This is a genomic window from Proteus sp. LHD240705 (genome assembly GCF_047921555.1).
Taxonomy (GTDB): Bacteria; Pseudomonadota; Gammaproteobacteria; order Enterobacterales; family Enterobacteriaceae; genus Proteus.
Map to the genome: position 1 here is coordinate 1 of NZ_JBLRMI010000013.1, position 24,975 is coordinate 24,975.

Consider the following 24,975-nt stretch of genomic DNA (forward strand, 5'->3'; position numbering starts at 1 on the left):
TCCCTTTTATGTCCTTAATGGTTCACATTATTTTTAATAAAATGAATACCTGTCTATATTTATGTGGGATACATGTCGCTTTTCTTTATTGGCATAATGCTTTCTGCTGATAATGATTGTTTTGCTTTAATCATTTCTTTTTCATTTGAAAATTTATAATTAGGCAATAGTTCTTTAGGTTTGACACCTAAAATAAACGCGATAGAGAATAAATGTTCTACTGTTATTTTGGTATGTCCATTCTCTATACGTGAATAGTGCTGTTGACTTATTTCCAATGAATGGGCTATTTCCCTCCCTGTCATCCCTAATTCTTTTCTTTTTTGCTTTATTCTATAAGCAATAATGGAATTAATTGTACTCATGAACTTCATTCTCCAACAATAAACAGATTTTTAAGTTTAACAGAGTAAAAAGCATTTGTTATAAAAGCATTTTACTCTACTTATAAAACTCAATTAATTTTTATTGATATGAAAAAGTAATCGTTGCTACTGCTTTTACACTTCCTGGCGTAATAGTATTTTCTGTTTTTATATAATTAGCTTTTAATTTTATACGTGGATTTATCTCTCCTCTATAATTTGAAAAATGCCATTGATTTTGATTTCCTTTGTTAGGAGTGTCTGAACCATAACTAATCGCAGTTACTTCATTATTTTTATATAATCTTAGCCCAACGCCTTTTGCCGTAGAATCCGTTGCTAATGTTAATATATCAGAACGATTCCCATGTTGGGTCGCATCATTTAATGTAGCATAAACATCAATACCGTCTTGGCATTGAAGTTGTATATTAACTTCCCCTCCTTGCACTTCTTTATACAAAGACGTGAACTGGGATTGATAGACAGTATTTAATGGAACAACATAATTCTTTTGATTCATCGAGCATGTTTGGCTTTGCACTTGGATGCGCCCTCCATTTAACATAACAGGAGCTGTTAATCTTTTATTATTCAAACTTGCCCGATTAGATTCCAATAAAATATGGCCCAGTTGTTTGGTTGGTATCGTTACATACCCATTAGGTAATCGTCCTGTTGCGACAAAAGCAACATATAAACGAGCACCAAAACTTCCAGTTGCACCATTATAAGCATTTGGATTTGTATTGGCGGCAACAGGATCAATATATATACTTGAGCTGTTTATGGGAACCAAAGGCGTTGCAGGCCAATAGCCTGCCATACCAATAATAATACCTAGCCCTGGGACTCCAATATCAAATATATCGAAATCGGAAGATTGAGTGTTTTTCCCTTGGCGAAAGCTATATGTAATCTTGCCTATTTTAGGTAATGTGGGAGTAAATTTTCCACGCATTAACGCTATTAAACTACCACCGTTAAATATATATTGATTGCTTGTTCCGCTGAGTTCTCCTATCACCCGAGGGTAAGTATGGGCATCGGCAGAGCCTATAACAACAACAGGGTGGGTAGATGTGTTGATTGTTATTGGAGACGGTACGTAGTCATCTGCACCAGCAACAGCCAGACTAGGGAATAGATTTAAAAGAAATAATATAACAAATATTCTTTTCATGTTTTGTTCCTAATTAGAGTGCGGTATACACTGAACAGGAATGATTTGAGGCCGCATGTCAGTTTCATTGTGTGTCGCATGATATGTAAATGAGCATTTATCGTCATGATTTGGTCCCCATATCACATCAAGTTGACCTTGTTTGGGAAGACCTCGGGTAAATAAGCGCCCAGCTTGAGCAACATATCCGACTAACTGTTCATGATCATCCAAAACCTCGGAAGCCATTGGAGGAGTACTGCCATCTGGCATACGAATATCAAACAGCAGGCTTCTCCCTGTTTGAGTATTAAATGTCACTAACGTGGCACTATTAGCACGAGGAATAATTTCTTGTTCTGTTGCTGATAATTCAACATTTAAATCTAAATTAGCGGGGTCGATACTAATTTGATTTTTTTCATAGGGTGTGACATAAGGCACAATACCATTACCCCAAAAATCTAATCGGCTACCTGGTGCATTATTAATAACCGCACCTTGTGCTCCTTTTGCATGGATAATGGTAAAAGTATCACTTAAATCATTACTCAATGTCACTCCATAAGGGTGTGCAACAACCGCCCCCGACGCCCCCAATGACATTTGACGATTATGTTGAGTATCTTGCCCGACGGTTGCGGTTACATTTACATAAGGTGAACGATAGCCTCCATTCATCGCATAGCCGGAAGGTCCACTTTCCTGACTATTACCTGAAATACCATAAGAGAATTGATTATCTTCCCCAGCGATACCGCTGATGGATGTTTGAATGCTGTTTTTCTCGCCTTTATTATAATTTAAGACAGTAGAAAAAATGGGGCTTTGAACACGCTCTCCCAAAGGAAGCGTAAAGTTCACATAAAATCTGTCATCTCGGCGTTGTTGCTCATTATCTCGTGATTGAGAAAAGCCAATCTGATAACCAAGTTTTTTCCAAAAATGGCTATATCCCATCTGATACTCATTACGACTTCCTTTATGCTCCCAGTAATTATAAGTGGTACCAGTTAAAAATATATTTCCCCATTTTTCACCTAATTCTTGATTAATTGAAACTTGGAATTGATTTTTAGGGCGATAAAATGCGGCACTTTTTATGGAAACATCATCAATAAATTCACTGTGATTAGCCAATAGCGCATCTTTCAAATGGTAAAAATCTTTAGATGAATAACGATAGGCTGCTAACGTGATATTTGTACTCGTGGTCGGAATATTGACGCTATAGCTAGTATGTAAACTGTAGCCTTTACGCGTTACGTTAGAGTGATTAAATGTTGTTCTGGACAATGTAATGTCAGATGCAATTGCCCCAATCGGCGTGTTAAAAGCAACACCAGCCAATCCTGCGGTATATTTTGAGCTTGTGGTCAGTCCACTATTTAAAGTGATATCATTTGTCAAACCATATTGATATGTGCCTTGTGCAATTAAATCATGATATGTCTCATTTGCATAACGATAGCGTCCCACTGACATTTGCCAACGGCTAAATCCGGGACGAATAAGTTGGGCAACAGAAGCAAAAGGAACCGTAAATGTTCTTGTTTGTCCATTAGATTCGGTTATTTGCACAAGAAGGTCGCCAGCATATCCACTGGGATACAAATCATTAATGACAAAGGGGCCAGCAGGCACAGTTGTTTCATAAAGGATGTTAGCATTTTGATAAATCGTAACTTTAGCATTACTATTAGCAATGCCTCGCACGATCGGAGCGTAGCCACGTAAAGAGTTGGGTAACATTCGTTCATCCGATGCTAATCGAATTCCCCGTAAGCTAAGGCTATCCATTAACTCGCCATTCGTATAAAAATCACCTAATGTGAATTGTGCCCGTAACCGAGCAATATCATGCGTCACATTTGTTTCGATATTCTGATATCCGGTAGAATGACCATTATTCCAGCTTTCACCACCACGGTGACGAAAAGCCCATCCCCATAAATTGAGTCCCGCTTTTAACCCAAGGTAAGTCTGCTCATTATTTATATCCGGAGTATTGTATTGATAATAGTTAACATCATAGTTGACAAATGCGGCAGGGACTCCACTTTGCCACTGTGCAGGGGCAATATATCCTCGAGGTCGAGTATTCACTTGTGCCTGAGGAATTTCTATATTCAGCTTTAAAGTGGATAAATCAAAATGAAATTTTGCTGAGGGGAGTCCTTCTGAGGCGGGATAACAAGTGGCTTTATAACTGTTTTCAGGAACAGTGCCCTTGACGACATCAATTAATGAAAGTAATTCCGGCGTTAGACATAACGTCGACGTATTCGCATTGTCAGTATATAAATACTGTACATTAGCTTTTCCTTTCCATTTATTATTGAGATAGATATCAGCGTAATACTTGCCCTCAGGAATAGGGTTGCCATAATTAAAGCGACGTATATCAATCGCATTCTTTCCTTGTACTGAATGCAAAAAGCTAGGATCAAATTCAGCTTCTTCAGCAGCGAATGAAGAAGTTGTTATCACCCCAATCCCTAAAGCGACACAAAACGGAAGAGAATAACGATAGGAAATGAGGTGTAATTGGTTATTAAAATTCATTATATTACCTTATTCCAAAGTAGATTCACCTTGTTGGTATCCACCATAATCATTAACAACAACCCAAGTGACTTTATTTGTTAATATTGGCTTCTCTTTAAGTGAAAATATTTTTGAAGAAAAAGGAGCTATCATCCCACTTTGTTCAACAGGCGTTAGCTGTTTATCCTGACCCACTGAGATTTTGTTGTAAGTGATGTAATAAGGTGTTGGGTTAATCGCTTTAATGCGTAGTGCTCCTTCCTGATGCCAAGTCACTTTTTGGTAAGCATCATCAGGCGTTACGTTGAGATTATCAGGGCGAAAGAAAAACTTAATGCGACTACGAACGGCTAATTGTAAGTAATTGTTATTTCCCTCTGAGTTTTCCGAATTTTCTTCCAATTTAGGTTTTGCCGGAATGTCTAAGACATTTAAATAGAAAAGAGACTCTCTATCTTGTGGTAATGATTCACCGGTATAGACAATCCGGATGGTTTGCCCTGATTTTGGCTCCATACGAAATATGGGAGGAGTAATGATAAAAGGAACGTGAATTGAATCTGGTGCTGCAGCTGCGTTTCCGGTATCTAACCAAGACTGAATTAATGCGGGGGATTCATCGTTATTATTTAATTGAACATTAATGCTTTTTTGCGTTGCGGGATAAACAACGCGGGTCCCCATAATAACCACACTGGCTTGAGCCACTGTGGATACAAACAGAGTCAAGAAAATAAGAATGAACTTTAACATAATACCTCTAGAAGGAAATGGGGCAGTTTTTTCTGCCCCGTAAAATAAAAGCAATCCAATAAACCTTACTCATAGGCAATGGTGTAATGAACGGTTGCTTTTACATCTCCAGCGGTAGATTGTCCGGTTGCGTAATATTGAGCAAAATATGGAAGGTTTACATTAGCATTGTCGATTTGTACTGGATGGACATCTTGTGTTGCAGAATCAGTACCTAACTGGATTGTTGTTGCTGCATCTGAGTTAAGTAATTGAACTTGAACATTATTCGCTTTAGTTCCTGTTGCTGTATTTTTTAAATTATGTGTAGTTAAATCAGTATCAGCGGATGGTTCAAAATATACTTTAACGTTTTTAGCACCATCTTTATCTGTGGAACAACCAGTTAACTTAATTGTAAATGGAGTTAAGCCTGCTGTTGTTGCTACATTATTTAATGTTGCGACTGAAACAGTCGGCAAAATAACAGCTAAATTTTTTGATTGGGTATCAACAGAACATGTTTGATCAACAACTTTACCTGTAAATGTAATTGTTCCGTCATACGCCATAGATGAGCCAGCAAATGCAGCAGAAAGAATAGTAGCTAGTGCTATAACTTTTCTTTTCATATATTTAAGATTCCTATTTTAAATTAAATTAAAGTTAAGTTATTTTTTGTTTTTCAAAAAAATGAAAAGTATTATTGAATAATAATATATATAATCCTATTAAATAGAGTTTATAGTGAGGTTTATATTTGTAGAATATATAAATAATAAAGATATTAAATTTTTTAATGGTGATGTGGCAAATATAAAAATAAATAATTTAAGTTATTATTATTTCAAATATCACTTAAGTAAAGATGGTTTTTTCGATCGATGGCGTTGGTTTTGATAGTTTCAATCTATTGATGATTGGTAAACTGATCGTTAAAATCGATCTTGTTATTGTCGTTCAATGTGTTATATCAATGATTGATGATATGTATATGAGAAGGTTATTAGTCAAAACTTGAGTTTTAATATAAATCAAATTGCTTAGCTCTTTCAGATATGGTGCAGAATTTCCGTGTAGCAACTTCTTATTTTTTTCATTATAAAACACTAACCCTTTATTAAAATACATTCATAAATGTGCTGGTTGTTGTCGTTCAATTTCTACGGCAACAACTGGTATATTGAGTTGTGTTTATATTTTATTGAAATAAAACATGTAGCCACAATTAGGACCTAATAAGATTAGGTTCTTCTTAAGCTTGTGTTTATTTTATTTTGCAACGTAAGAACAACTTGGGCAGGTAACTTGTACTGGTGTGTCTTGAAACATTCTTATCACGTTAAAAGCTTTCATATCTTTCACCCATCATAGGGATATCGTGATTCAGTGTACGTTACTTCGCACTAAAATGCTCATTTTTTGTGCTTTTATTTGTAGGGATCAATAATGATAACTGATTTCTATGACAGTGACAGGTATATAGAGTCATTCTCATTTTTAGTGTTCCTTGTTGTGGGTTACATCTATCCTACAATAAGGAGCTAGGGGGAGATACATAAACCCTATTCTTCTTTTAGCGACGATAGCTTTTCACACCATGTATCAAGCGTTTCACGTTTTTCTCTTAAATAATCATACCTGTCATAATGTTTCTGAGAAACGCCGGGTCTTTTATGGTTTTGTACCATATCCCTTAACTCAGAACTAATCCCCATCTCTCCAGCCAATGTTTTAAATGTTCTTCTCACATCTCTAGGTGTAAATTTCTCAAACTCATTCTTCTTACAAAATTTATTTAATTGTTTAGCGTATTCAGATGTTAACAGGTGCCCTTCTTTCGTTTTAGCAGGGAAAAGATAATTTGATGTTGGATACAAAAGCTCTTGGATATTAAGAATATCAATAGCAGGCTGTATCAATGGAATTACATGGTAATCGCCTGTTTTTGAAATATGGGGCGGTACTGTTAATGTATTATTTTTCTTATCCCAATTATCACGGGTATTAGCAATAATTTCCCATGGTCGTTGTCCTGCGGAATAGACACAAAATAGAAATAGACGTGCATAATCTGAGTTAATAGGACATTCGATGGTGGGTTTATTGAATAGCTCTAATAATAGCTTCAACTCATCCCATGATAAAAATCTATCTAACGCTTTATCTGCACCTTTTTGTCTAGGAACCACTGTGACAGGATTTCGTTCCAATCCATAAATAACGCGCTCGTTTATTTTTGCTGGATCATTGTCGGCAAACAAACCGAAGTTGAATACCGCATGTAGGTTTGCTCTTACTTTGTTCGAACCTGCCAAAGCACCTCGGGAGATAAACTCAGAAAGTATTCTTTTTATATGATCTGGAGTAACATCTTTTGCAGGCATAGTTGCATCAATATGCTTGCTATCTAGAACCTGATTGAGTCTGTTTTGAGTTTTATCATATGAACGCTTGCCTTGCCGTTTCTGATCTTCAATGTAATCATCAAAGAGCTGTTTTATTGTGGCGTGTTCATATTTAATTTTCTCAAGGGATGATGATTCAGTAGCAGCTGCTACGGATTTTACTGCAGCATCTGCTAGTGATAAATTAGGGTAATCACCAAGCGATATAAATTTCTCTTTTCCATCTTTGAAGTAGCGGTAGACGAAAACTTTTCTTCCAGATGGATATGTTTTTACACCAAGACGTCCAGTTCCTCTAGTCGCTGATGCTTGCCAAGTATAATACGCAGATTTCTTTGGTTTCAGTCCTCGTATTTTACTATCAGTCAGTAATACGCTAGCCATAACTAATTTCCATTTACGAGTTTTTTGCGGGTCAAGTAACGGGTCAAGTAACGAAGAAATGATATGAAACTAGCTGAAATCATGCAAGGTATATAAATCCTTATAAATCAGAAGGATGAAATCTCATGAAATTATATAAAACTCAATGAAATCAGTATGTAACGCCCTTCTAAGCCGTAGGTCACAGGTTCGAATCCTGTAGGGCGTACCATTTTAAATCAAACGCTTACATTCATTTTAAATTCTCTACTTTTCTTAAGTGGGACGTATTTGGGACGCTAGCTCCGAAAATGCTGTCTATTTGTCTCACATGTTCAGTTAGGCATAAATAAGTCACCCTATAAATACTCGCAGATTTTCTTGGTAATCTTTCCACTAAGCACTTTCATCTGCTTTACTTTTTTTCTAACCCTCTCTACTTTTTTTGTGTTATTACTTCAAATTGAACTCCGTTATGGATTTAAATATTGATGTATTAAATATAGTTATTACAGTAGATAAAATTAGAGGGCGAATTTGAGAAATAATGTCATTAATATTCTTGATGATATGATTAAGTAATTATTAAAATAAAATGTTAATAGCTAATTTTAAAATCAGAATATAAAATAAATAATTTATTATATTATTTTTTCTAAGTATTAGTCATGATTCAATAATCCATTTGGTTATTTATTAAATAAATTAATGCGTTATAATGACTTTTAAATAAAAAGATTAAAATATACAGATTTAATGCAAATAATATAAATGGAATAAAAAATGCCTTTACCTAACCGATTAAAACCAAAAAAAGTCAGCAAAACTAAACTCAATGAATTGATCGATTTACTACTAAAGATAACTGTTAAAATCGATAATGGTGCAACTGAAAATGATCCTGAACTTAACACCATGATAATAAAATGGAATGCACAAGTAGTAACACCTTGTGAATTTTCAGATTTTCGTGACTACAATTCGTGGACAAGTGCAAAAGAGTTTACAAAAATAGCTTTTAACCAGGTGAAGTATTTAGATGATCTGACTTATAACGAGTTGATTAGTATTGTTGATTTCATATGTTTAGCTGAAGGCAGTGAATCTGAACAATCTTATGCAATAAATTTACTCGAGATAAACTTTAAAGCCTTTTCTTCAGATCTTATTTATTGGCCTGATGAGTATTTTAATCTTGAAGAAGTTGATGATTTATCATCAGAAGAAATAGCGGCTTATTTAATGGAAGGATCTAATCGCAAATTATCTAATGCTCCAGAAATTCTATTAAAATATTCAATCGTTAAAGAAATTAACAATTAATCTTTTATTTTAACAAAAAAATCAAGCGATTGATTTTATAAATAGATGGTTTTTTACTTAAATAAAAAAGATGAAAATTTTCGATGTGCTTTAACTGAAGTAATTAAAATATTAAATCAGATAGCGCTAAACAATATTACTGTATCTTTATCTAAGATTGCGGCGCTTCTTATTTCGTAATACAACAATCTCATTTGATGATAAAGTTGTTTCAGCCCAAGCACTTAGCATGGGTGACATTATTTCGGGTGAAACCAACAAACTTTGTGGCGATATTCCTAATATTAAAGCAATAGCAATAAGCTGATCGACGGTTATTTTCAGATGCCCATTTTCCAAACGTGAATAGTGTTGCTGACTGATACCAAGCCTTCTCCCCATCTCGATACCTGTTATTTTTAATTGCTTTCTTTTTTGTTTAATTCGCTGACCTACAACAATATTAATTGAACTCATATCAACCCCTCTTTTTAAAAGAGATTACCGTAAAAACACTTAGAGATCGATATGGGCGATCAAAAATAGATTATTGATAGTTGGTATCTATCAGTTTTTATTTATTAAAAGATTTAAACCGTTTTACCAAAATCAAATAATTAGATAAATTACATTAGTCTTTAACAGTATTTTTGTTTGTTAATGACGAAATAGGAGTGTTAATTAAGAATAATATGAGTTAATAGGAGGTTGGTAAGAATGGAAGGCTCCATTTTGAGGAACCTGTGTGAAACTATGGGTGATGATTTGTATTGGATGAAAATAAGTTAATATTATTCAAATTGTTACTTAGTTAAACTATTAATTATTCAGATTTTTATCATAAAATAGTATTTTCTTTATCCCAATTTTCTACCCAACCAATTAATTCCTCTAATTGATTTTCAGAGAACACCTTTATACCATGTTGACGTAATAAGGCTGTTGCAACACCTTTATCTGTGATTAAATCAGTACCTAGAATATCAAATGATTATTTTTAATTTGAATAACGGTTTCTGTTTTACCGACACCAAAAATATGTATTTTATTTCAAATTGTAACAATGTTGATTTATAAAGAAAAAATAATACTATTTTTATAAAAGCAATCAAAAAAAGATTTATTTTGGTATTGGTGTAAAAATGAACACTTAAAATTTGGTTATATAGAGATAAATATAATCTTAAGTGTAACCATTTTAACTACTACCTTATTTTCCTCTGAATCAACATCAAATAACCAATCCATCGTTATATTTCTTATCACTATCCCCTTTTTATGTGCTCAATTTATTAACTTAGTAATATTAGTGATCTTGTGGATTATTTGTTAATCAAATTATTTTATTTGCAATTTGAATGTGTCATAAACCCATATTTAACAAATAGGCAGTGGATCTTTAATAGTGAAAAATTTTATATTTTGACAAAAAAACCAAAAAAATAACTAGCTGAATATGCTTTCATTTTACTCGTGTACTTAAATAATCGATAAAAAACAAAATGATGATTAATCCCCTTCTTTGCATAAGTAAATTAAATAGTACGGATTTTTAAGAAAAAAACAGACGAAAAGATTTACAAATACTTTACTAATACTTTACAAATGAAATAAGATAGCGTGATTGTTTTAATGCTAATAATTCATTGAGTAAAAGGAACGTGTAAAATGGCGATATCTAGAAGAAAATTTATCATTGGTGGAACAGTGGTGGCTGTCGCTGCTGGTGCGGGTATTTTGACACCAATGTTAACTCGCGAAGGGCGCTTTGTTCCGGGTACGCCAAGACATGGCTTTGTTGAAGGTACTGAAGGTGCTTTACCAAAACAAGCTGATGTTGTTGTTATTGGTGCTGGTATCCTTGGTATTATGACAGCAATTAACCTTGTAGAACGTGGTTTATCTGTTGTCATTGTTGAGAAAGGTAATATCGCGGGTGAGCAATCTTCGAGATTCTATGGTCAGGCAATTAGCTATAAAATGCCAGATGAAACGTTCTTATTACACCATTTGGGCAAATATCGCTGGCGTGAAATGAATGCGAAAGTAGGTATTGATACTACTTATCGTACACAAGGCCGCGTTGAAGTTCCTCTTGATGAAGAAGATTTAGTTAACGTAAGAAAATGGATTGATGAAAGAAGTAAAAATGTTGGCTCAGATATTCCATTTAAAACCAGAATTATTGAAGGTGCTGAATTAAATCAACGTCTTCGTGGCGCGACAACAGATTGGAAAATTGCTGGCTTTGAAGAAGATTCTGGTAGCTTCGATCCAGAAGTTGCAACCTTCGTTATGGCTGAATACGCTAAAAAAATGGGTGTTAGAATTTACACTCAATGCGCGGCTCGTGGCTTAGAAACACAAGCTGGTGTAATTTCTGACGTTGTAACAGAGAAAGGTGCAATCAAAACTTCTCAAGTTGTTGTTGCTGGTGGTGTTTGGTCACGCCTATTTATGCAAAATCTTAATGTTGATGTTCCAACACTGCCTGCTTATCAGTCTCAACAGCTAATCAGTGGTTCACCAACGGCACCGGGTGGCAACGTCGCTTTACCAGGTGGTATTTTCTTCCGTGAACAAGCTGATGGTACTTATGCAACTTCTCCTCGTGTTATTGTGGCGCCAGTAGTGAAAGAATCCTTCACTTATGGCTATAAATATCTGCCATTATTAGCATTACCTGATTTCCCAGTGCATATTTCTTTAAATGAACAATTAATCAATTCATTTATGCAATCAACGCATTGGAACTTAGATGAAGTTTCTCCGTTTGAGCAATTCAGAAATATGACTGCATTACCAGATTTACCTGAGTTAAATGCTTCATTAGAGAAATTAAAAGCAGAATTCCCAGCCTTTAAAGAATCGAAATTAATTGATCAATGGAGTGGTGCAATGGCTATCGCACCAGATGAAAACCCAATTATCTCAGAAGTTAAAGAGTATCCAGGCTTAGTCATTAATACTGCAACTGGCTGGGGTATGACAGAGAGTCCTGTATCAGCAGAATTAACCGCTGATTTATTACTGGGCAAAAAACCAGTTTTAGATCCAAAACCATTTAGTCTTTACAGATTCTAATTTTGTGTTATTCATAAAAAGCCCCCTAGTAATTAGTTATACAATTATTGGGGGGCTTTTTAAATTTGAGTTTTTTTACTAGTTATTTCTTCCTGAAATTATCATCATTTTTGACATATTCAAATGAATCTAAAATGATCCCTGTTATTCTTAATATATCTTCTGGATCATTAATATTTATTCTGTTATTAACTAGTGATAGTCCAGCTCTAGACACTTCATTAGCTAAAACATTTGTAATTTCAATAGGGACAATAATATAAGGGTTATTTTTATCATAAAATCTAACAATCCATCTATTGGATTTTCCTTGATATAATATACCAAAGTAAGATTCTGTATCCTTGTATTGGATCTCCTCAGATCCTACGATAAGCTTAATTTTTTCAAATAATGTTAATTCGTTTTTTGTTGTTATAATATTAGGGTTGTTGGGATCTACAATATTTACAAATTCAGTATTTTTCTGATTACTATCGTTATTTTCTTTTATTTCAGTGGGATCGTCTATTGTCATGGCTTTATTTGATAGACCAGATACAACCATTGCACTAACAGAACGTTCGACAGCTAGTTTTACAAGTGGTGTTATAGAGTCGATGAACCTTTGATTTAATTGTCTCTCAATGTTTGATCGACTAGCTACATATCTGACAAATTCATTATCTACGTCACGTAAGCTTGAACTAATAGTTTTAGTAAAAGCAGATAAATATACACTTTCTTCAGCCAAGGTTCTTAATGCTTCTGGTTTAAATTTATCATGTCTGAACCTGAATAATTGGCTTGCATCTGAATCGCTGACTTCATCCATTCTTATTCTTAAGAAAGGTGTTGGATCCATTACATTTTTTTGTTTTAAATCGGTAAAAAAGCGCCATTCTAAGCCATTAGTTATAGCTGATATTGTAACTTCTGGTGTAGAGTTAAAATATCGTGATAATTGAGGGCAGTGATTATCTAGTTTTTCAGAATATCCTTTTGCTTCAATAAACATTACCGGAACATCTTGGCAGAACAATGCATAATCAACTCGTTCATTTGCTTTAACACCAGGGAAATCAGCACCATATTCAGCCTTAACTTTTTGAGGGTCATAAGGGTTAAAACCAAGGATATCTAAGAAAGGTAATATCAGTGCTTGCTTAGTTGTTTCTTCCGTCGAGCAATGTTGCCCTACGTTTTTGACATGATCCATGTGATTTTTTAGCTTTAATTTAAAACTTTCCATTATTCATCCTAATAATTATTTGCTGAATAAAAAATAATATTATGTATATCAATGACATTCTAATTGTTACTATGCATAAAACACACCTAAATAGAAGTCAGATAACTCTTTCCTTAATAAATTTTAATATAAAATAAAAATAATCAATATCGATAAGCTCACACTTATAGTAAGTAAGTGAACTTCTTGATAAAAAATAAGTATTTATATGTTTTTAGTATTTTTGTTATCAATAAATAAGATTGATAGTGAACAAATCCATTAAAATTATTTTTTAAAAGATTAAAAATAGATATGAATTTTGTTCTTAAATTATAAGTGAGTAGTCTTTTTCAGATTATTTCAATCAGGGGGGATTCATTTTCCTAGGATACTATTTATATATATTAAAACAATACAGAATTATTCTTTATAAAATGATATTCTAATTAAATATATAGATATTTTTTATAGGTTATCAATGTCATTTAAATATATTTCAAATTAAAATAAGCCATTCTATTCAACTTTATGATAACACCATTCATTCTCGGATACTCAGTTCCAAATTGTTATTCTAATATTAATTTAGTTTAAAATAACATATAGAAATGTAAATTATTTTAAATTTGAAATATCGGAATAACCTTATTAACAGAATTCGTGAGAATAAGTAATATTACGATTATTTAATAACTAATAGTTAAGTATTTTCAGTTTATGGATTGATAGTTTACAAACTATAATTCGGTATTTTATCGATGTAATCATCTAATGAAAGAAGGAGAGTAAAGGGATGATTAACACCAAAGTTGGGAATAGAATAAAAATGATAAGAAGACAATTGAAAATAACAGAAAATGAGATGTCTGAAATGTTGGGGATAAGTATGCTACATTATTCTCAATTAGAAAATGGACATTTAAAAATAACAGTAGATCAATTGATTACTATTTCTTATATACTTGGTGTTACACCTCAAAGTCTTATCTTAGAGGCTAAGAAAACAGACTTTATGGTTTTTGAGGATAAGCAGTCGATAACTCAACCAAGTGAAATAGTTATATTTAGAAAAAAGAAAATCGTTTAAAAATCACATTGGTATATTACTTGTTGATATTGAGTTCTGATAAATATATTGAGTCGTTTTCTAGTTGTTTTAATTAAAATTCTATTTCTCAAAACTCAATAACTAATAGCACAAAAGCCATCTTATTATAGGATGGCTTTTGTGTATTTAATGGCAGAGTGTTGTACCTGTTATATGATTTATAGCACCGTTTCTAATCAATAGTTTCTGCATATCTTTAAGATTATTTTGGCAAGCATAACTTAATGCGCTGTGGTTATAAGAAAATAATGAATTATCTTGTGTTGTTGTAACAAGATTAACATCAGCACCTTCAGAAATAAGGTATTCTACGGTATCAAGACGATTATTACTGGCTGCAATCATAATAAATGTTTCACCATCGCTTTCTACTCTTTGGTTATTGAGTTCAATATCGCTTCTCATTAGGTCGTGAATTTTTTTTACCACATTGACATTATTTCCTAATACGGCTGATTTAAAAACATTATAAACATCGTCTTTATCCGTAGCCCAAAGGCTCGCGCCTTGAGAGATGAGATAATCTACCATTTCTTCATCACCAATAAACGCAGCCCATCCCAGAGCTGTTTGCTCTAAACTTCCAGTATCTTTCGCTTCAATATTTTGACCATTGGCAAGCATCTTTTTGACTTCATTTAAATCACCATGTTTAACAGCATCAAACCATAGTGCATTTTTACCTGTACTTGGTGAGGTATAGAATATCCTATGTGGTAAACGTGATTTATTAGCCAACTCAATCATATCAGAATAATTTGATTTAAAAGATTGATATTCGAATGGATTATTCTCATTAATAATCAATGCTTGTGCGCCAAAAGAAACTAATGCCAATGAAATAACAAACATTTTTATATTCATTTAAATACCTTAAAATCGAAATAATTAACAAAACTTATTACAATTAGTTTATTAAAAATTAATATTTATTAGTGTTGGTAATTGAAACAGAATGTAAGTAAGATGTGTCTTGTTAATACGTATTTTCAATAAAGATAAATCTTAGTAATCTATTTTTCCTATTTGATAAAATAAATAAGTATCTTTACTTGTTTTTATTAAAATAGGATGGAAAATACGCATTTTTATCTCTTTATATGAGTATTTTTTTTACGTAAAGATAAAATATTGAAAAGTGAAAAATCTATATTTAATTAATCTTTTATTTTTTATCTTGTTCTCTTATTGCAATAATTAGTTACTTTTAAAATAGCTACTAATGCAGTTTAATTGTCATTAATCAAAAAATTAACTTAGTAATCTATATAAATGATAGATAATGTTGCTCTCATTATATTCATTATTTTTAATATTTAAAGTTTTTGGTCGTTTTACCATCAAGTTATTTTTGATTAATCTTATTATAGAACCTTGGATGGTTTCTATCCATAAAGTTTTAGTCAAATTTCCAGAGAGTAAAAACAGATAAAACTGTTTTTTTGAGATAAACCCCAATAATTGAGCTAGTTATTATTGGAGTTATTTTTGGGAATAATCGTTATCGTTTACGACGATAAATACGATGCTCAATCATCGTACCAATGATCATTAATGGCGTGTTTTCACTGCTAAGTGTTGGATAATCACTATTTAATGGCACAAGTTCAAAATGTTCATTGCCATTAGCATCAATACGAGTTGGTCTATATTTCTTAAATGTTGCTTCTCTTTCATTATTAGCCGCAACAATAAATTCTCCCGGATGTGGTTTTATCTCAGGATCGACAATGATTACATCTCCTGATTTAAAATCAGGTTCCATTGAGTCTCCTTCTATCTTTAATGCAAAAGCACTTTGTGAGAGTTCTTGATCTGTCAGAATATACTCAAATTCACCATCACAATCTGTAATAGGAACACTATGTACTAAGTTTCCCGCTTGAACGTAGCTTATTAGTGGTAATTTTTTCGTATTGATATCATGAACAGGTTGAATATTATCACCCATCATTAACCAACCGGCATCACACTCTAAAGCTCTTGCAATGCTAATAATATTACGAGGTTTTTTTGTTGAACCATCTTCTATTGAAGCCCATGATTGTTGTCTGATGCCAGCTTTTTCAGCTGCTTCAGTCTGAGTAAGCCCCAAGGCATCTCTTCTGGATTTAACTCTATTTGCAAGACTCATGTTTCCTCCTATTAAAATAATACAGATAAAACTGTATTTGACAAACAGATAAACCTGTTATTTAATACAGTTATACCTGTTAAATAATTTATCTAAAAAAGAGTAAATCAAAAAATGATAATTTATAAGGAATCATTTATAGGCTAATAAATATCGATATAACTAGTTTTGTAGTTTAATAATAACAATTATTTATTGTTAGATTACTATTCTAAATAAGAATGGTTTTATTATTAATAATGCCTAAAATATAAATTTCTGGTTTGGTCTTTTTAAGCGGAAGGAGGCGGTGGTCGTTATAAAAAATAATTGAATTTATATTAAATCATCATGTTTATGATAAGTGATGCTTTTTTAGGAATGAAAACATTCTATCTATATTAATTGAAGTGCTAATTATTTAAATATTTATTTAAATAATATGGACGCCCTATTTTTAAAATAAAGGAATATTATGAAACTTATTGATGGATTAAAAAAAGAATTAAAAGGTTTTTTCAATGAAACATCTGAAAATAACTATGTGAAGATTTTTGATACGCCCCATGTATGGGGAATGCCATTTGGTAAAGAAATTATGCCAAAAGCGATAGAGCGTGAGGCTGAGTTTGAACAAGCCATTACATCTATCTTAGATAAAATGCTGTATCGCTGTGATATTTCATCACTTAATGCCCCTGATGAAGAGTGGCGTAAAATTATTCTTGCTGCAATTGATAAATCTTTTTCTGAAAAGAAAGGACGTAAAGATCGCACACAAATTCGATTTTTATTTGCACAGACACCAACAGTTTTATTAAATGGTGTTAAATACTATTTTAGTGGAACGCCTGAATATCTGGCATTGAAAAAAGATCTTATTGAATTAATCAAAGAACGCGGAAAATATTGGGAATGTATTCCAGATATTTGGATTGGTCGCTTTTATCGTATTATTGATGGTCTAAAAGTCTCGTTAGAAAAAAAAGTATTACCTGAAGATTTTATTTCTGAATTAGATACTCGAATGACATGGAACCATACAAAAATTATTGCTGTTGATGGTTGTGAAGCTTTCGTTGGTGGTCATAATTTAAATATGGATCTTTTTAAAAGTTATCCACCAGTTCATGATGTTTCTGTTAAGGTTATTGGCGAATCAGCACTTCATTCCCAATTATTTTTAAATAAAATGTGGGATGTAGGTAACGATTTAATTACGAAAGAATATTTTGATAGTAAAAAAAATGAATGGGTCGCTAAAAAAGCAAGCTATAAGATTATCGATCCATTAACAAAGAGCAGTGTATTAAGAGAAATTAAAAAGAAAAATGAACAAAACTTAGCTCAATCGCCAGATGAAGGCTTTTTCAAAACTGACCGTATTTTCTCTGTAGGAAAATATTGGGAAGGGCCTGATATGCGAGTTGATTATAAGAAAGGTTCCGAGAAAATGAAGGAATACCTTATAAAAAATGCTAAGAAAAAAATTCGTATGTCTCAACAAGATGTAGTGAGTGCATGGAAGAAAAAATGGAAAGATCATCCTGTCTGCCATTGGATAATTGAAGCGTTATTAAAAAATCCAGAGTTAGAAGTTGAAATTGTTGTTTCACCATTAGATGCCGCCGCCGGTGCTAATGGCGACCAATATTCATTTGGCTCTGGAGCACAAAGAACCTTTGAATTATTTAAATATTATCTGACTCATGATGTTGATACAGATGCCGTTATTCCTGATCCTGATAAAATTCGTGAATCAGCATTACGTCGTATTAAAATAGCGCCATTCTTCTTTACCGATAAAGTGCCAAAAGCACTACAAACGGAAGGTAAAACTTATAAATGGCCTGGTGCAGATGAATCATCTTATACCGCCACACTAAAAGAAGCACCACTAAGCGAAGATCCACCGAAACAAGGAGATATTGGTCACCCATTCTGGTCATTGGTTAATGCGAGCGGTATTTACCCTAAAGTCGCTCCTGCACCGGGAAACCACGCAAAAGTGACTATTATTGATGATGAATTGTATATTGTTGGTTCCGATAATATGTACCCAGGGTATTTGTCAGAATTTAACTATCTTGTTGAAGGCGAAGAAGCCGTAAGGACATTTATTGAAGAGTATTGGGATAAATTATGGCGTTATTCTGAACCTCACGCTTTTAAACATAAATAAGTTTAATCAACTCATTTAGTCATAAAAGTGATTGAATATAAAAGGGGAGTTAATCCCCTTTTTATTTAAATATAAAATAACGTATTTATTTAAGATAATCTAATGGCCAGTGTTTGAAATAAATATGATTGGCTTGCCAGTCTACTTTTTCTGTATTGTCGCTTAATAAATACTTAGCCACCGTAAAGGCAAATTCAAAACTTACACCTAATCCTTTTGCACTGATAAACTTTCCATCAACCACAACATCTTGATCAAGATAATGACCATCATCGTATTTATCTGCTAATTTATCGCCAGTACTGTAATTACGACCTTCAAGAAGATGATGTGCCGCTAATACTTTGGCACCAGAAGAGCACAGTGCACAAATATATTTATCTTCAGCAATATGGCGCTTAATAAATTGAATAACTTGCTCGTTAGCGCATAAACGATCTGTGCCTTTAGGGCCACCCGGCATCATTATTGCGTCATAGCTATGTGTGAATTTATCTGCTAATAGGAAATCAGCACTGATTTTAGTTTCAAAATAAGTATTTAATACCAAGCTATCCATGCAAGAAAGTACATCAACATGAATATCAAGACGGCGCATGATATCAATAAAAACAACAGCTTCACCTTCTTCAAATCCATCAGCTAATAAAACGGCAACCTGTTTCATTTTATTTATCCCTTATGTGTTTTTAGTAATGAGTGGATACTTTGAATATGATTAACAATGGTTTCTTTATCTTGTTTATCAATGGTATCTGCTGTGGCAATCCAGCTTCCTCCACAAGCAACAACTTGTGGAATAGCAAGATAATCACTCACGTTATTTAAACTAATGCCGCCTGTAGGCATAAATTGGACTTGGGCGTAAGGTGACGCTAATGCTTTTAGCATTTTTACACCGCCAGAGGCTTCTGCAGGGAAGAATTTAAGTAAGGTTAAGCCTTTTTCAAGAGCAACTTCGACTTGGCTTGGATTATTAATGCCTGGCACAATATCAATGCCGTTATTAAGGCAGTAATCAACGGTACTTGGGTTATAACCCGGAGAAATAACAAAGCTTGCTCCAGCTTCTTTTGCCATATCAGCTTGTTGTGCGGTTAATACTGTTCCTGCACATAAAATAAGCTCAGGAAAGTGCTCATGCATTAGCTTTATGGCTTTGGCTGCTGCCGGTGTACGAAAGGTAATTTCAGCAACAGGTAGTTGATTTTGGGTTAGAATTTCACCAAGCCAGATTGCATCTTCAGCGCGATTAATTTGGATCACGGGGATCACTTTCAGTGATGAAAGAGTATCAACAATTGACTGTGTCATGGTTATCCTTGATTAGTGTGTAGAATGAATCAGTAATTTCATGAGGAATGATGGCGCCATGGTGTTGAATGACGAGTCCAGCTAAGGTATTTCCCCATAAACAGCAGGTCGATAGGCTTTGATTTTGTAGCCAAGCAGCAATAAAAGCAGCATTAAAAGAGTCACCTGCGGCGGTGGTATCAATAACGGAATCAATGGGTTTGGGAGAAACATAGCCAGCATTTTTGCCATCAGACCAGTAAGCGCCATTAGCACCCAATTTGACAATGACGTTCTGATTACCCCATTGATGAAGGCGTTGTGTAATGTCTTGTTCTGTCAGCGCTGGTTTTTGCCAAAGTATTTGCTCATCATCACCAGTGACTAAAGCAATATCACTAATGCGATACAGCTTTTCAAACCACTCTTGTGCATGAGGTATTGAATCCCATAAACGTGGTCGATAATTAGAATCGACAATGAGCGTCATTCCACGCTGTTTAAGTTGCGCTAATAAGGTGAGTAAAGCGATTTTTCCTTCATGCGTTAAAATAGCAAGAGAAATACCGCTAAGATAAATGACGCTATCATCAGGAAGCGCATCGAAACTGTCTAAAAAACGCTTATCGGTCGCAATATAACGTGCGGCAGCATCATTTCGCCAATAGTGGAAACTGCGCTCACCATGAGCATCAATTTCAATAGCATATAGACCAGGAAGTTTTTCGGGAATAGTAATAACAGATTGGCAGTCTATCCCCTCGTTTTCCCATGCTTTCTGCATTAAGGCACTGTAAGTATCAGTGCCTAGTCCTGTCATATAAAGCGGATGTAATGAAGGCGATAGTCGCGATAAATAGAGTGCGGTATTCAGTGTATCGCCACCAAAACGTTGTTGTTGTGGTAAGAACGGTTGACCACTCAGCTCTATCATACATTCGCCAATAATGGCGACAGTTTTATTGGTTTTCACAGTTTTCCATCACTTTTACAGACACGAATTTTATCTGCAACCACAGCTTTCATTGCGGCTTTGCCTGGTACAAGGTAATGACGAGGATCACTTGCATCAGGGTTATCTAAAAAGTATTGCTTGATAGCGTCAGAGAAAGCAATTTTCAGTTCGGTTGCAACGTTAACTTTGCAAATACCTAAATCAATACAACGGCGTACATCGGCATCAGGAATACCCGATGCACCATGAAGAACTAAAGGAATGTCAGTCTTTTGGCGAATAATGGCTAAACGATCAAAATCGAGATGAGGTTCATGTTTGTACATGCCATGCGCGGTACCAATTGCAACCGCTAATGAATCAATACCCGTTGCTTTGATAAATTGTACTGCTGAATCAGGATCGGTGAAAAGCGCATCTTTAGCATCAACGACTAAGTCGTCTTCTTGCCCACCTAAACGACCTAATTCAGCTTCAACGGTACAATCCCAATGATGGCAGAAATTAACCACTTCTTTAACGATACGAATGTTTTCTTCAAAATGAAAATGAGAGGCATCAATCATGGCAGATCGCACACCAGAAATGACTTTATGACAAATATCAGGAATATCTTCATGGTGATCTAAATGTAGGGCAACAGGGATACGATATTGTTCTGCGGCCTGCTGGCAAATAGAGATCAAATAATCACTACCTGCATAAGCAAACGTGCTTGGTGTACCCGCTAAGATAACAGGTGATGCCATCTCAGCGGCTGTTTCCATCACAACTTGAATGGTTTCCAAGTTATGAATATTAAAAGCAGGCACAGCATAATTTTCACGCTGTGCTTTATTGAGCATATTACGAGTAGAAACCAGATACATGTTTGCCTCTCATCTTTCGTTTAATTACGAATTATAATAAACGAAAGAAATAGAAAGGTAAAAGATCTAAATCACATTTTTATTGCCTTCGCACTGAAAGCAAATGAAAGGTGATTAGAAAAAATGTGCCATTTTAGAGCTATAACTGGTGATCCCTTTGCGTAATAAATTATTTTTCGGTCGTCTTGACTGTCCTATCACGGTTTCAGCGACTTTTTGTGCTAAGGTTTGTTTTTCTAAACGGCGGGTTAATGGTGTTTGCTGAGTTGTATAATCTTCGCAAAAAATGACGTTTACCTCTTGTGTTGCTTTCACTCCAGTCACTAAAGCTTGAATAGCAGGAATTTCGAAACGAAAGTTATCTTTTTCGATAGGTAATGGAAGTGAAGGTGTTTGCCATAAATTGATACGATCAGCACAATAAAGCGCAATAATCACGGCACGTAATGACCAAAAACTACTGGCAGGTCCACTGTAGTTATCAACTAAACGAGGATCGTGAGTAAATAAGCCTTGAGTCGGGGCGCCATTTTTTAATGCCCCTTGAGAAATAAAATAACGTAAACTGCTTTCAAAGGCGCGTTTTGCCTCGCCTACTTTTACTGAAGGACAATGTAAATCGACACCCGCTAATAATGGAGCAGAAACCGCAAGGCGATAGCAGGCACTTCGACCAAAGAAAGGAATACCTTTGGGAGTCATAAAATAAAGGTAATGCTGATTAAAGGTATTAAGTGATTGAGTAATAAATGTCGTATCAAATTGAGGATCAATTTGCGTTAACCAATACAATGAATAGTAAAAGCCCCACGCATTGTAGTAATCATAATTACCTTTTGCTCCATCACGAAACCATCCGTCACCAACATAAAACTCTTTTAATCGTTCATATCGCCAATGGGCAATCGTGTCTTTCCCTGTGAGTGCTTTAATGACAAATTGGACGGTAAGAGGGAAGAAATGCCAGTTATTATCAACAATTTCACAGTGATTAACTTGCTCAAACCAAGTAATAATTTGTTGTTGTGTTGCGGGTGTTAATGTATCCCACACCCATTCACGGCTTATCCAAAGAGTGAGCGCTAAATCAGATGCTTCACAAATTCGTTGATCGTAATCTTCAAGTTTCCCCCAATATCCTTTATGAAGTGGATCAGTGCCATGAATAAAGCTTTGTTTGATCATTAAAGGTAAGTTGAAAGCTTGATGATTTAATCCCATCAATGTACTTTTCTTGCTGCTAACTATCCATGTTGCAAGTAGAGGAAGTACCCTGCTAACACCTTCAAGAGCATCCGTTCTTGCCGTTTGTTGCCCTGGACTTCCGGGATAATAAGCATGAGAGTAACCCCAGACTTGGTAATGATGAAAAGCCTGTGTGACATACTGTGTCAGCATTTCACATAAAGAGAAAAGCGACTGACTTTCATCATTAAAAAAGTCAGTGATCGTTTTATCATAGCGACGATAAGCTGATTTTCTGACTAATCGTCGAATGATATTTTCCTTAAATAAGCGTTGGTAGATTTCTACGTTTGGGTGCTCATAAGGGAGTTTGGGACGTGCTGAAGATGCAATTTCAATAGCCATTTTCGTATCTCAGAAAGAAAGACGCATCCTTGCGAAACAGAACGGAAGTTGAATATTAAGGTTTTGCAGAATCCACTAGTATTTGATAGTGATCTTGTCCCCAAAGAACGGGCTTTGGCTTATCTTTGATCCACTGGTAATACGCATTTTTTAGCTCTGCCACTTTTTGTGGATTTTGTTTAGCAAGATCGATTGATTCAGCAGGATCTTTTTTATCGTTAAAAAGTTGAGGCTGATTTTTTCCATCATCATAAAAATAGAGCGCCCATTCACCATCACGTACAGCCCAAGCACCTTTAGAGAGTTTTTCTAAATTAGGATTTGTAGGCGGTGTTTTACGTTGATAGGTTATCCATTGGTGATATCCGTGCCAAAACTCTTGGTTTTCTTCACTATAATGTTTAGTACCAGGGCCGGCCCAATAAAGATAGTTATGCGGGGACTTTGTTGTTTCACCTTTAAGTAAAGGCATGATATTTTTCCCTTCAACGTTTAGATTGTCAGGGATCGCAATACCTGCTGTTTGTAGTGCCGTCGGTAAAATATCAAGTGCGGAGATCATCTCATCACTTTTTGTTCCAGCTGGAATAGTGCCAGGTTGATAAGCAATAAAAGGTACTCTAACGCCACCATTAAACATTTGCCCTTTAAAGCCTCTATCCATCGCATTCATTGGCATTGGTGACTCATTAACAGCACCATTATCCGATAAGAAAAAGATCAGTGTATTTTCTAACTCACCATTTTCTTTTAATTTCGCAATAATTTGACCAATACCTTCATCGGCTGCATTTAATGCAGCAAAGTATTTATCTGCCTCAACATTTCCTGTATCAAATTTCTCCATATATTTAGCAGGAGAAGCTTGTTCTAATGGAATATGGGGAACGCTATATGAAAGATTGATAAAGAAAGGTTTATCTTTATGTTTATCAATAAATTTTAGGGTTTCATCCGTTAAAAGATGAGTGGTGTAACCCGGAGCAGGAACATTGACACCATTACGCCAAAATGCAGGTGAATTCCATAAAGCTACTCCTGATGCGTAATAGCTAAAGTCATAATCGAAACCTCGTTCATGAGGGGCATAACCCGCTTCTGGCGTTGAGATCATATTGTCGTGATAATCACGAGTTTGCTTACTTTCATTAATTTTCGGTTTGCGAATAACTTTTGCGTTATGCCATTTACCAATACTGGCGGTGGCATAGCCATTTTCTTGGAAAAGTGAAGGCAATAGTTTGATATCTTTTGGAATACCTAAAATAGCATCGTCATTACTGTAAGTACCAAAGCTTGCAGGAGAGCGCCCAGTAAAGATACCTGCTCGAGAAGGACCACAAACAGGGTGTGCAACAAATGCATTAGTCATTTTTGCGCCATTTACCGCCATATCGCTGACATTGGGCATGGCAATGCGTGCAGCTTCTACCATTTTGTTGATATCTCCTTCATAACGAGGAGGTGTCGGTCTTTGTGCTAACGCATCCACATCTAAGGTATCTAGCACAAAGTCAAGCTGTCCGGTGCCTAAATCATCCATCACGATCAACAGCACATTCGGTTTTTCAGGTGTTCCACCTGCATTGGCAGATATTGGGGCACTTAAACACGATGTAGCAATGAGCCCAGCGAGTAAGCTTTTTCTAACAGAAGGTAAGGTCACGAATTGTCTCCAGAATAAACAAG

General features: G+C 34.6%; 20 protein-coding genes. 4 read left to right on the forward strand and 16 right to left on the reverse strand.

Going from position 1 to position 24,975, the window contains the following annotated elements:
* Nucleotides 1-59: 59 nt before the first annotated feature.
* The 6 genes from ACNART_RS17035 to ACNART_RS17060 form a co-directional block, all read right to left on the reverse strand.
* The gene (locus ACNART_RS17035; RefSeq protein WP_036919964.1) at nucleotides 60-365 is read right to left on the reverse strand and encodes a helix-turn-helix domain-containing protein; all 306 of its coding nucleotides are present in this window, start codon (nucleotides 363-365) and stop codon (nucleotides 60-62) included.
* 100 nt (nucleotides 366-465) lie between these two features.
* Nucleotides 466-1,548, reverse strand: coding sequence for a fimbrial protein (locus ACNART_RS17040; RefSeq protein WP_416303658.1), 1,083 nt, complete (start codon nucleotides 1,546-1,548; stop codon nucleotides 466-468).
* Between the two features lie 9 nt (nucleotides 1,549-1,557).
* Entirely contained in the window at nucleotides 1,558-4,092 is a 2,535-nt protein-coding gene (locus tag ACNART_RS17045; RefSeq protein WP_071425769.1) for a fimbria/pilus outer membrane usher protein, read from the reverse strand.
* Nucleotides 4,093-4,101: 9 nt separating this feature from the next.
* A complete protein-coding gene (locus ACNART_RS17050; RefSeq protein ID WP_041701675.1) occupies nucleotides 4,102-4,827 on the reverse strand; it encodes a molecular chaperone in 726 nt (241 codons plus the stop codon).
* A gap of 65 nt (nucleotides 4,828-4,892) precedes the next feature.
* Nucleotides 4,893-5,438: a uroepithelial cell adherence major pilin UcaA gene (gene ucaA, locus ACNART_RS17055; RefSeq protein WP_020946062.1), complete on the reverse strand. Its 546-nt coding sequence runs from the start codon at nucleotides 5,436-5,438 to the stop codon at nucleotides 4,893-4,895.
* A 933-nt stretch (nucleotides 5,439-6,371) separates the two neighbouring features.
* On the reverse strand, nucleotides 6,372-7,598 hold the full coding sequence (locus ACNART_RS17060) for a tyrosine-type recombinase/integrase (RefSeq protein WP_036935173.1): 1,227 nt from the start codon (nucleotides 7,596-7,598) through the stop codon (nucleotides 6,372-6,374).
* Between the two features lie 762 nt (nucleotides 7,599-8,360).
* Here ACNART_RS17060 and ACNART_RS17065 point away from each other — a divergent pair.
* The gene (locus ACNART_RS17065; protein WP_198620888.1) at nucleotides 8,361-8,900 is read left to right on the forward strand and encodes a hypothetical protein; all 540 of its coding nucleotides are present in this window, start codon (nucleotides 8,361-8,363) and stop codon (nucleotides 8,898-8,900) included.
* A 147-nt stretch (nucleotides 8,901-9,047) separates the two neighbouring features.
* On the opposite strand, the gene ACNART_RS17070 is transcribed toward ACNART_RS17065, so the two are convergent.
* Nucleotides 9,048-9,356, reverse strand: a complete 309-nt coding sequence (locus ACNART_RS17070) for a helix-turn-helix domain-containing protein (protein ID WP_198620889.1) — start codon at nucleotides 9,354-9,356, stop codon at nucleotides 9,048-9,050.
* Nucleotides 9,357-10,547: 1,191 nt separating this feature from the next.
* Between ACNART_RS17070 and ACNART_RS17075 the strand changes: the two genes are divergently transcribed.
* Entirely contained in the window at nucleotides 10,548-11,963 is a 1,416-nt protein-coding gene (locus ACNART_RS17075; protein ID WP_368927841.1) for an FAD-dependent oxidoreductase, read from the forward strand.
* A gap of 82 nt (nucleotides 11,964-12,045) precedes the next feature.
* Here the strand turns inward: ACNART_RS17075 and ACNART_RS17080 are convergent, their stop codons facing one another.
* The gene (locus ACNART_RS17080; RefSeq protein WP_198620891.1) at nucleotides 12,046-13,194 is read right to left on the reverse strand and encodes a type I restriction endonuclease; all 1,149 of its coding nucleotides are present in this window, start codon (nucleotides 13,192-13,194) and stop codon (nucleotides 12,046-12,048) included.
* 775 nt (nucleotides 13,195-13,969) lie between these two features.
* On the opposite strand from ACNART_RS17080, the gene ACNART_RS17085 reads away from it, so the two are divergent.
* Nucleotides 13,970-14,263 (forward strand): helix-turn-helix domain-containing protein, encoded by a 294-nt coding sequence (locus ACNART_RS17085; RefSeq protein ID WP_198620892.1) that lies wholly within the window; start codon nucleotides 13,970-13,972, stop codon nucleotides 14,261-14,263.
* A 147-nt stretch (nucleotides 14,264-14,410) separates the two neighbouring features.
* Here ACNART_RS17085 and ACNART_RS17090 read toward each other — a convergent pair whose 3' ends face one another.
* Nucleotides 14,411-15,148, reverse strand: a complete 738-nt coding sequence (locus ACNART_RS17090) for an ankyrin repeat domain-containing protein (protein ID WP_196573887.1) — start codon at nucleotides 15,146-15,148, stop codon at nucleotides 14,411-14,413.
* 637 nt (nucleotides 15,149-15,785) lie between these two features.
* A complete protein-coding gene (locus ACNART_RS17095) occupies nucleotides 15,786-16,418 on the reverse strand; it encodes a LexA family protein (RefSeq protein ID WP_109371264.1) in 633 nt (210 codons plus the stop codon).
* A 454-nt stretch (nucleotides 16,419-16,872) separates the two neighbouring features.
* Between ACNART_RS17095 and ACNART_RS17100 the strand changes: the two genes are divergently transcribed.
* A complete protein-coding gene (locus ACNART_RS17100; RefSeq protein ID WP_198620893.1) occupies nucleotides 16,873-18,579 on the forward strand; it encodes a phospholipase in 1,707 nt (568 codons plus the stop codon).
* An 85-nt stretch (nucleotides 18,580-18,664) separates the two neighbouring features.
* Here the strand turns inward: ACNART_RS17100 and ACNART_RS17105 are convergent, their stop codons facing one another.
* The 6 genes from ACNART_RS17105 to ACNART_RS17130 all read right to left on the reverse strand — a co-directional run bounded on the left by ACNART_RS17105 (nucleotide 18,665) and on the right by ACNART_RS17130 (nucleotide 24,952).
* Complete coding sequence (locus ACNART_RS17105) at nucleotides 18,665-19,246, reverse strand: DJ-1/PfpI family protein (protein ID WP_198620894.1); 582 nt, start codon at nucleotides 19,244-19,246, stop codon at nucleotides 18,665-18,667.
* Nucleotides 19,247-19,251: 5 nt separating this feature from the next.
* Nucleotides 19,252-19,893: a bifunctional 4-hydroxy-2-oxoglutarate aldolase/2-dehydro-3-deoxy-phosphogluconate aldolase gene (locus tag ACNART_RS17110; RefSeq protein ID WP_198620895.1), complete on the reverse strand. Its 642-nt coding sequence runs from the start codon at nucleotides 19,891-19,893 to the stop codon at nucleotides 19,252-19,254.
* Nucleotides 19,874-20,845 (reverse strand): sugar kinase, encoded by a 972-nt coding sequence (locus ACNART_RS17115; RefSeq protein WP_198630339.1) that lies wholly within the window; start codon nucleotides 20,843-20,845, stop codon nucleotides 19,874-19,876. The genes ACNART_RS17110 and ACNART_RS17115 overlap by 20 nt, the downstream gene beginning before the upstream one ends.
* Nucleotides 20,842-21,696 carry a tagatose bisphosphate family class II aldolase gene (locus ACNART_RS17120; protein WP_198625879.1) on the reverse strand — a complete coding sequence of 285 codons (855 nt, stop codon included), beginning with the start codon at nucleotides 21,694-21,696 and terminating at the stop codon, nucleotides 20,842-20,844. The genes ACNART_RS17115 and ACNART_RS17120 overlap by 4 nt, the downstream gene beginning before the upstream one ends.
* Before the next feature lie 114 nt (nucleotides 21,697-21,810).
* Nucleotides 21,811-23,286: a DUF2264 domain-containing protein gene (locus ACNART_RS17125; RefSeq protein ID WP_198620897.1), complete on the reverse strand. Its 1,476-nt coding sequence runs from the start codon at nucleotides 23,284-23,286 to the stop codon at nucleotides 21,811-21,813.
* 55 nt (nucleotides 23,287-23,341) lie between these two features.
* The gene (locus ACNART_RS17130) at nucleotides 23,342-24,952 is read right to left on the reverse strand and encodes a sulfatase (RefSeq protein ID WP_368927840.1); all 1,611 of its coding nucleotides are present in this window, start codon (nucleotides 24,950-24,952) and stop codon (nucleotides 23,342-23,344) included.
* Nucleotides 24,953-24,975: the final 23 nt, after the last annotated feature.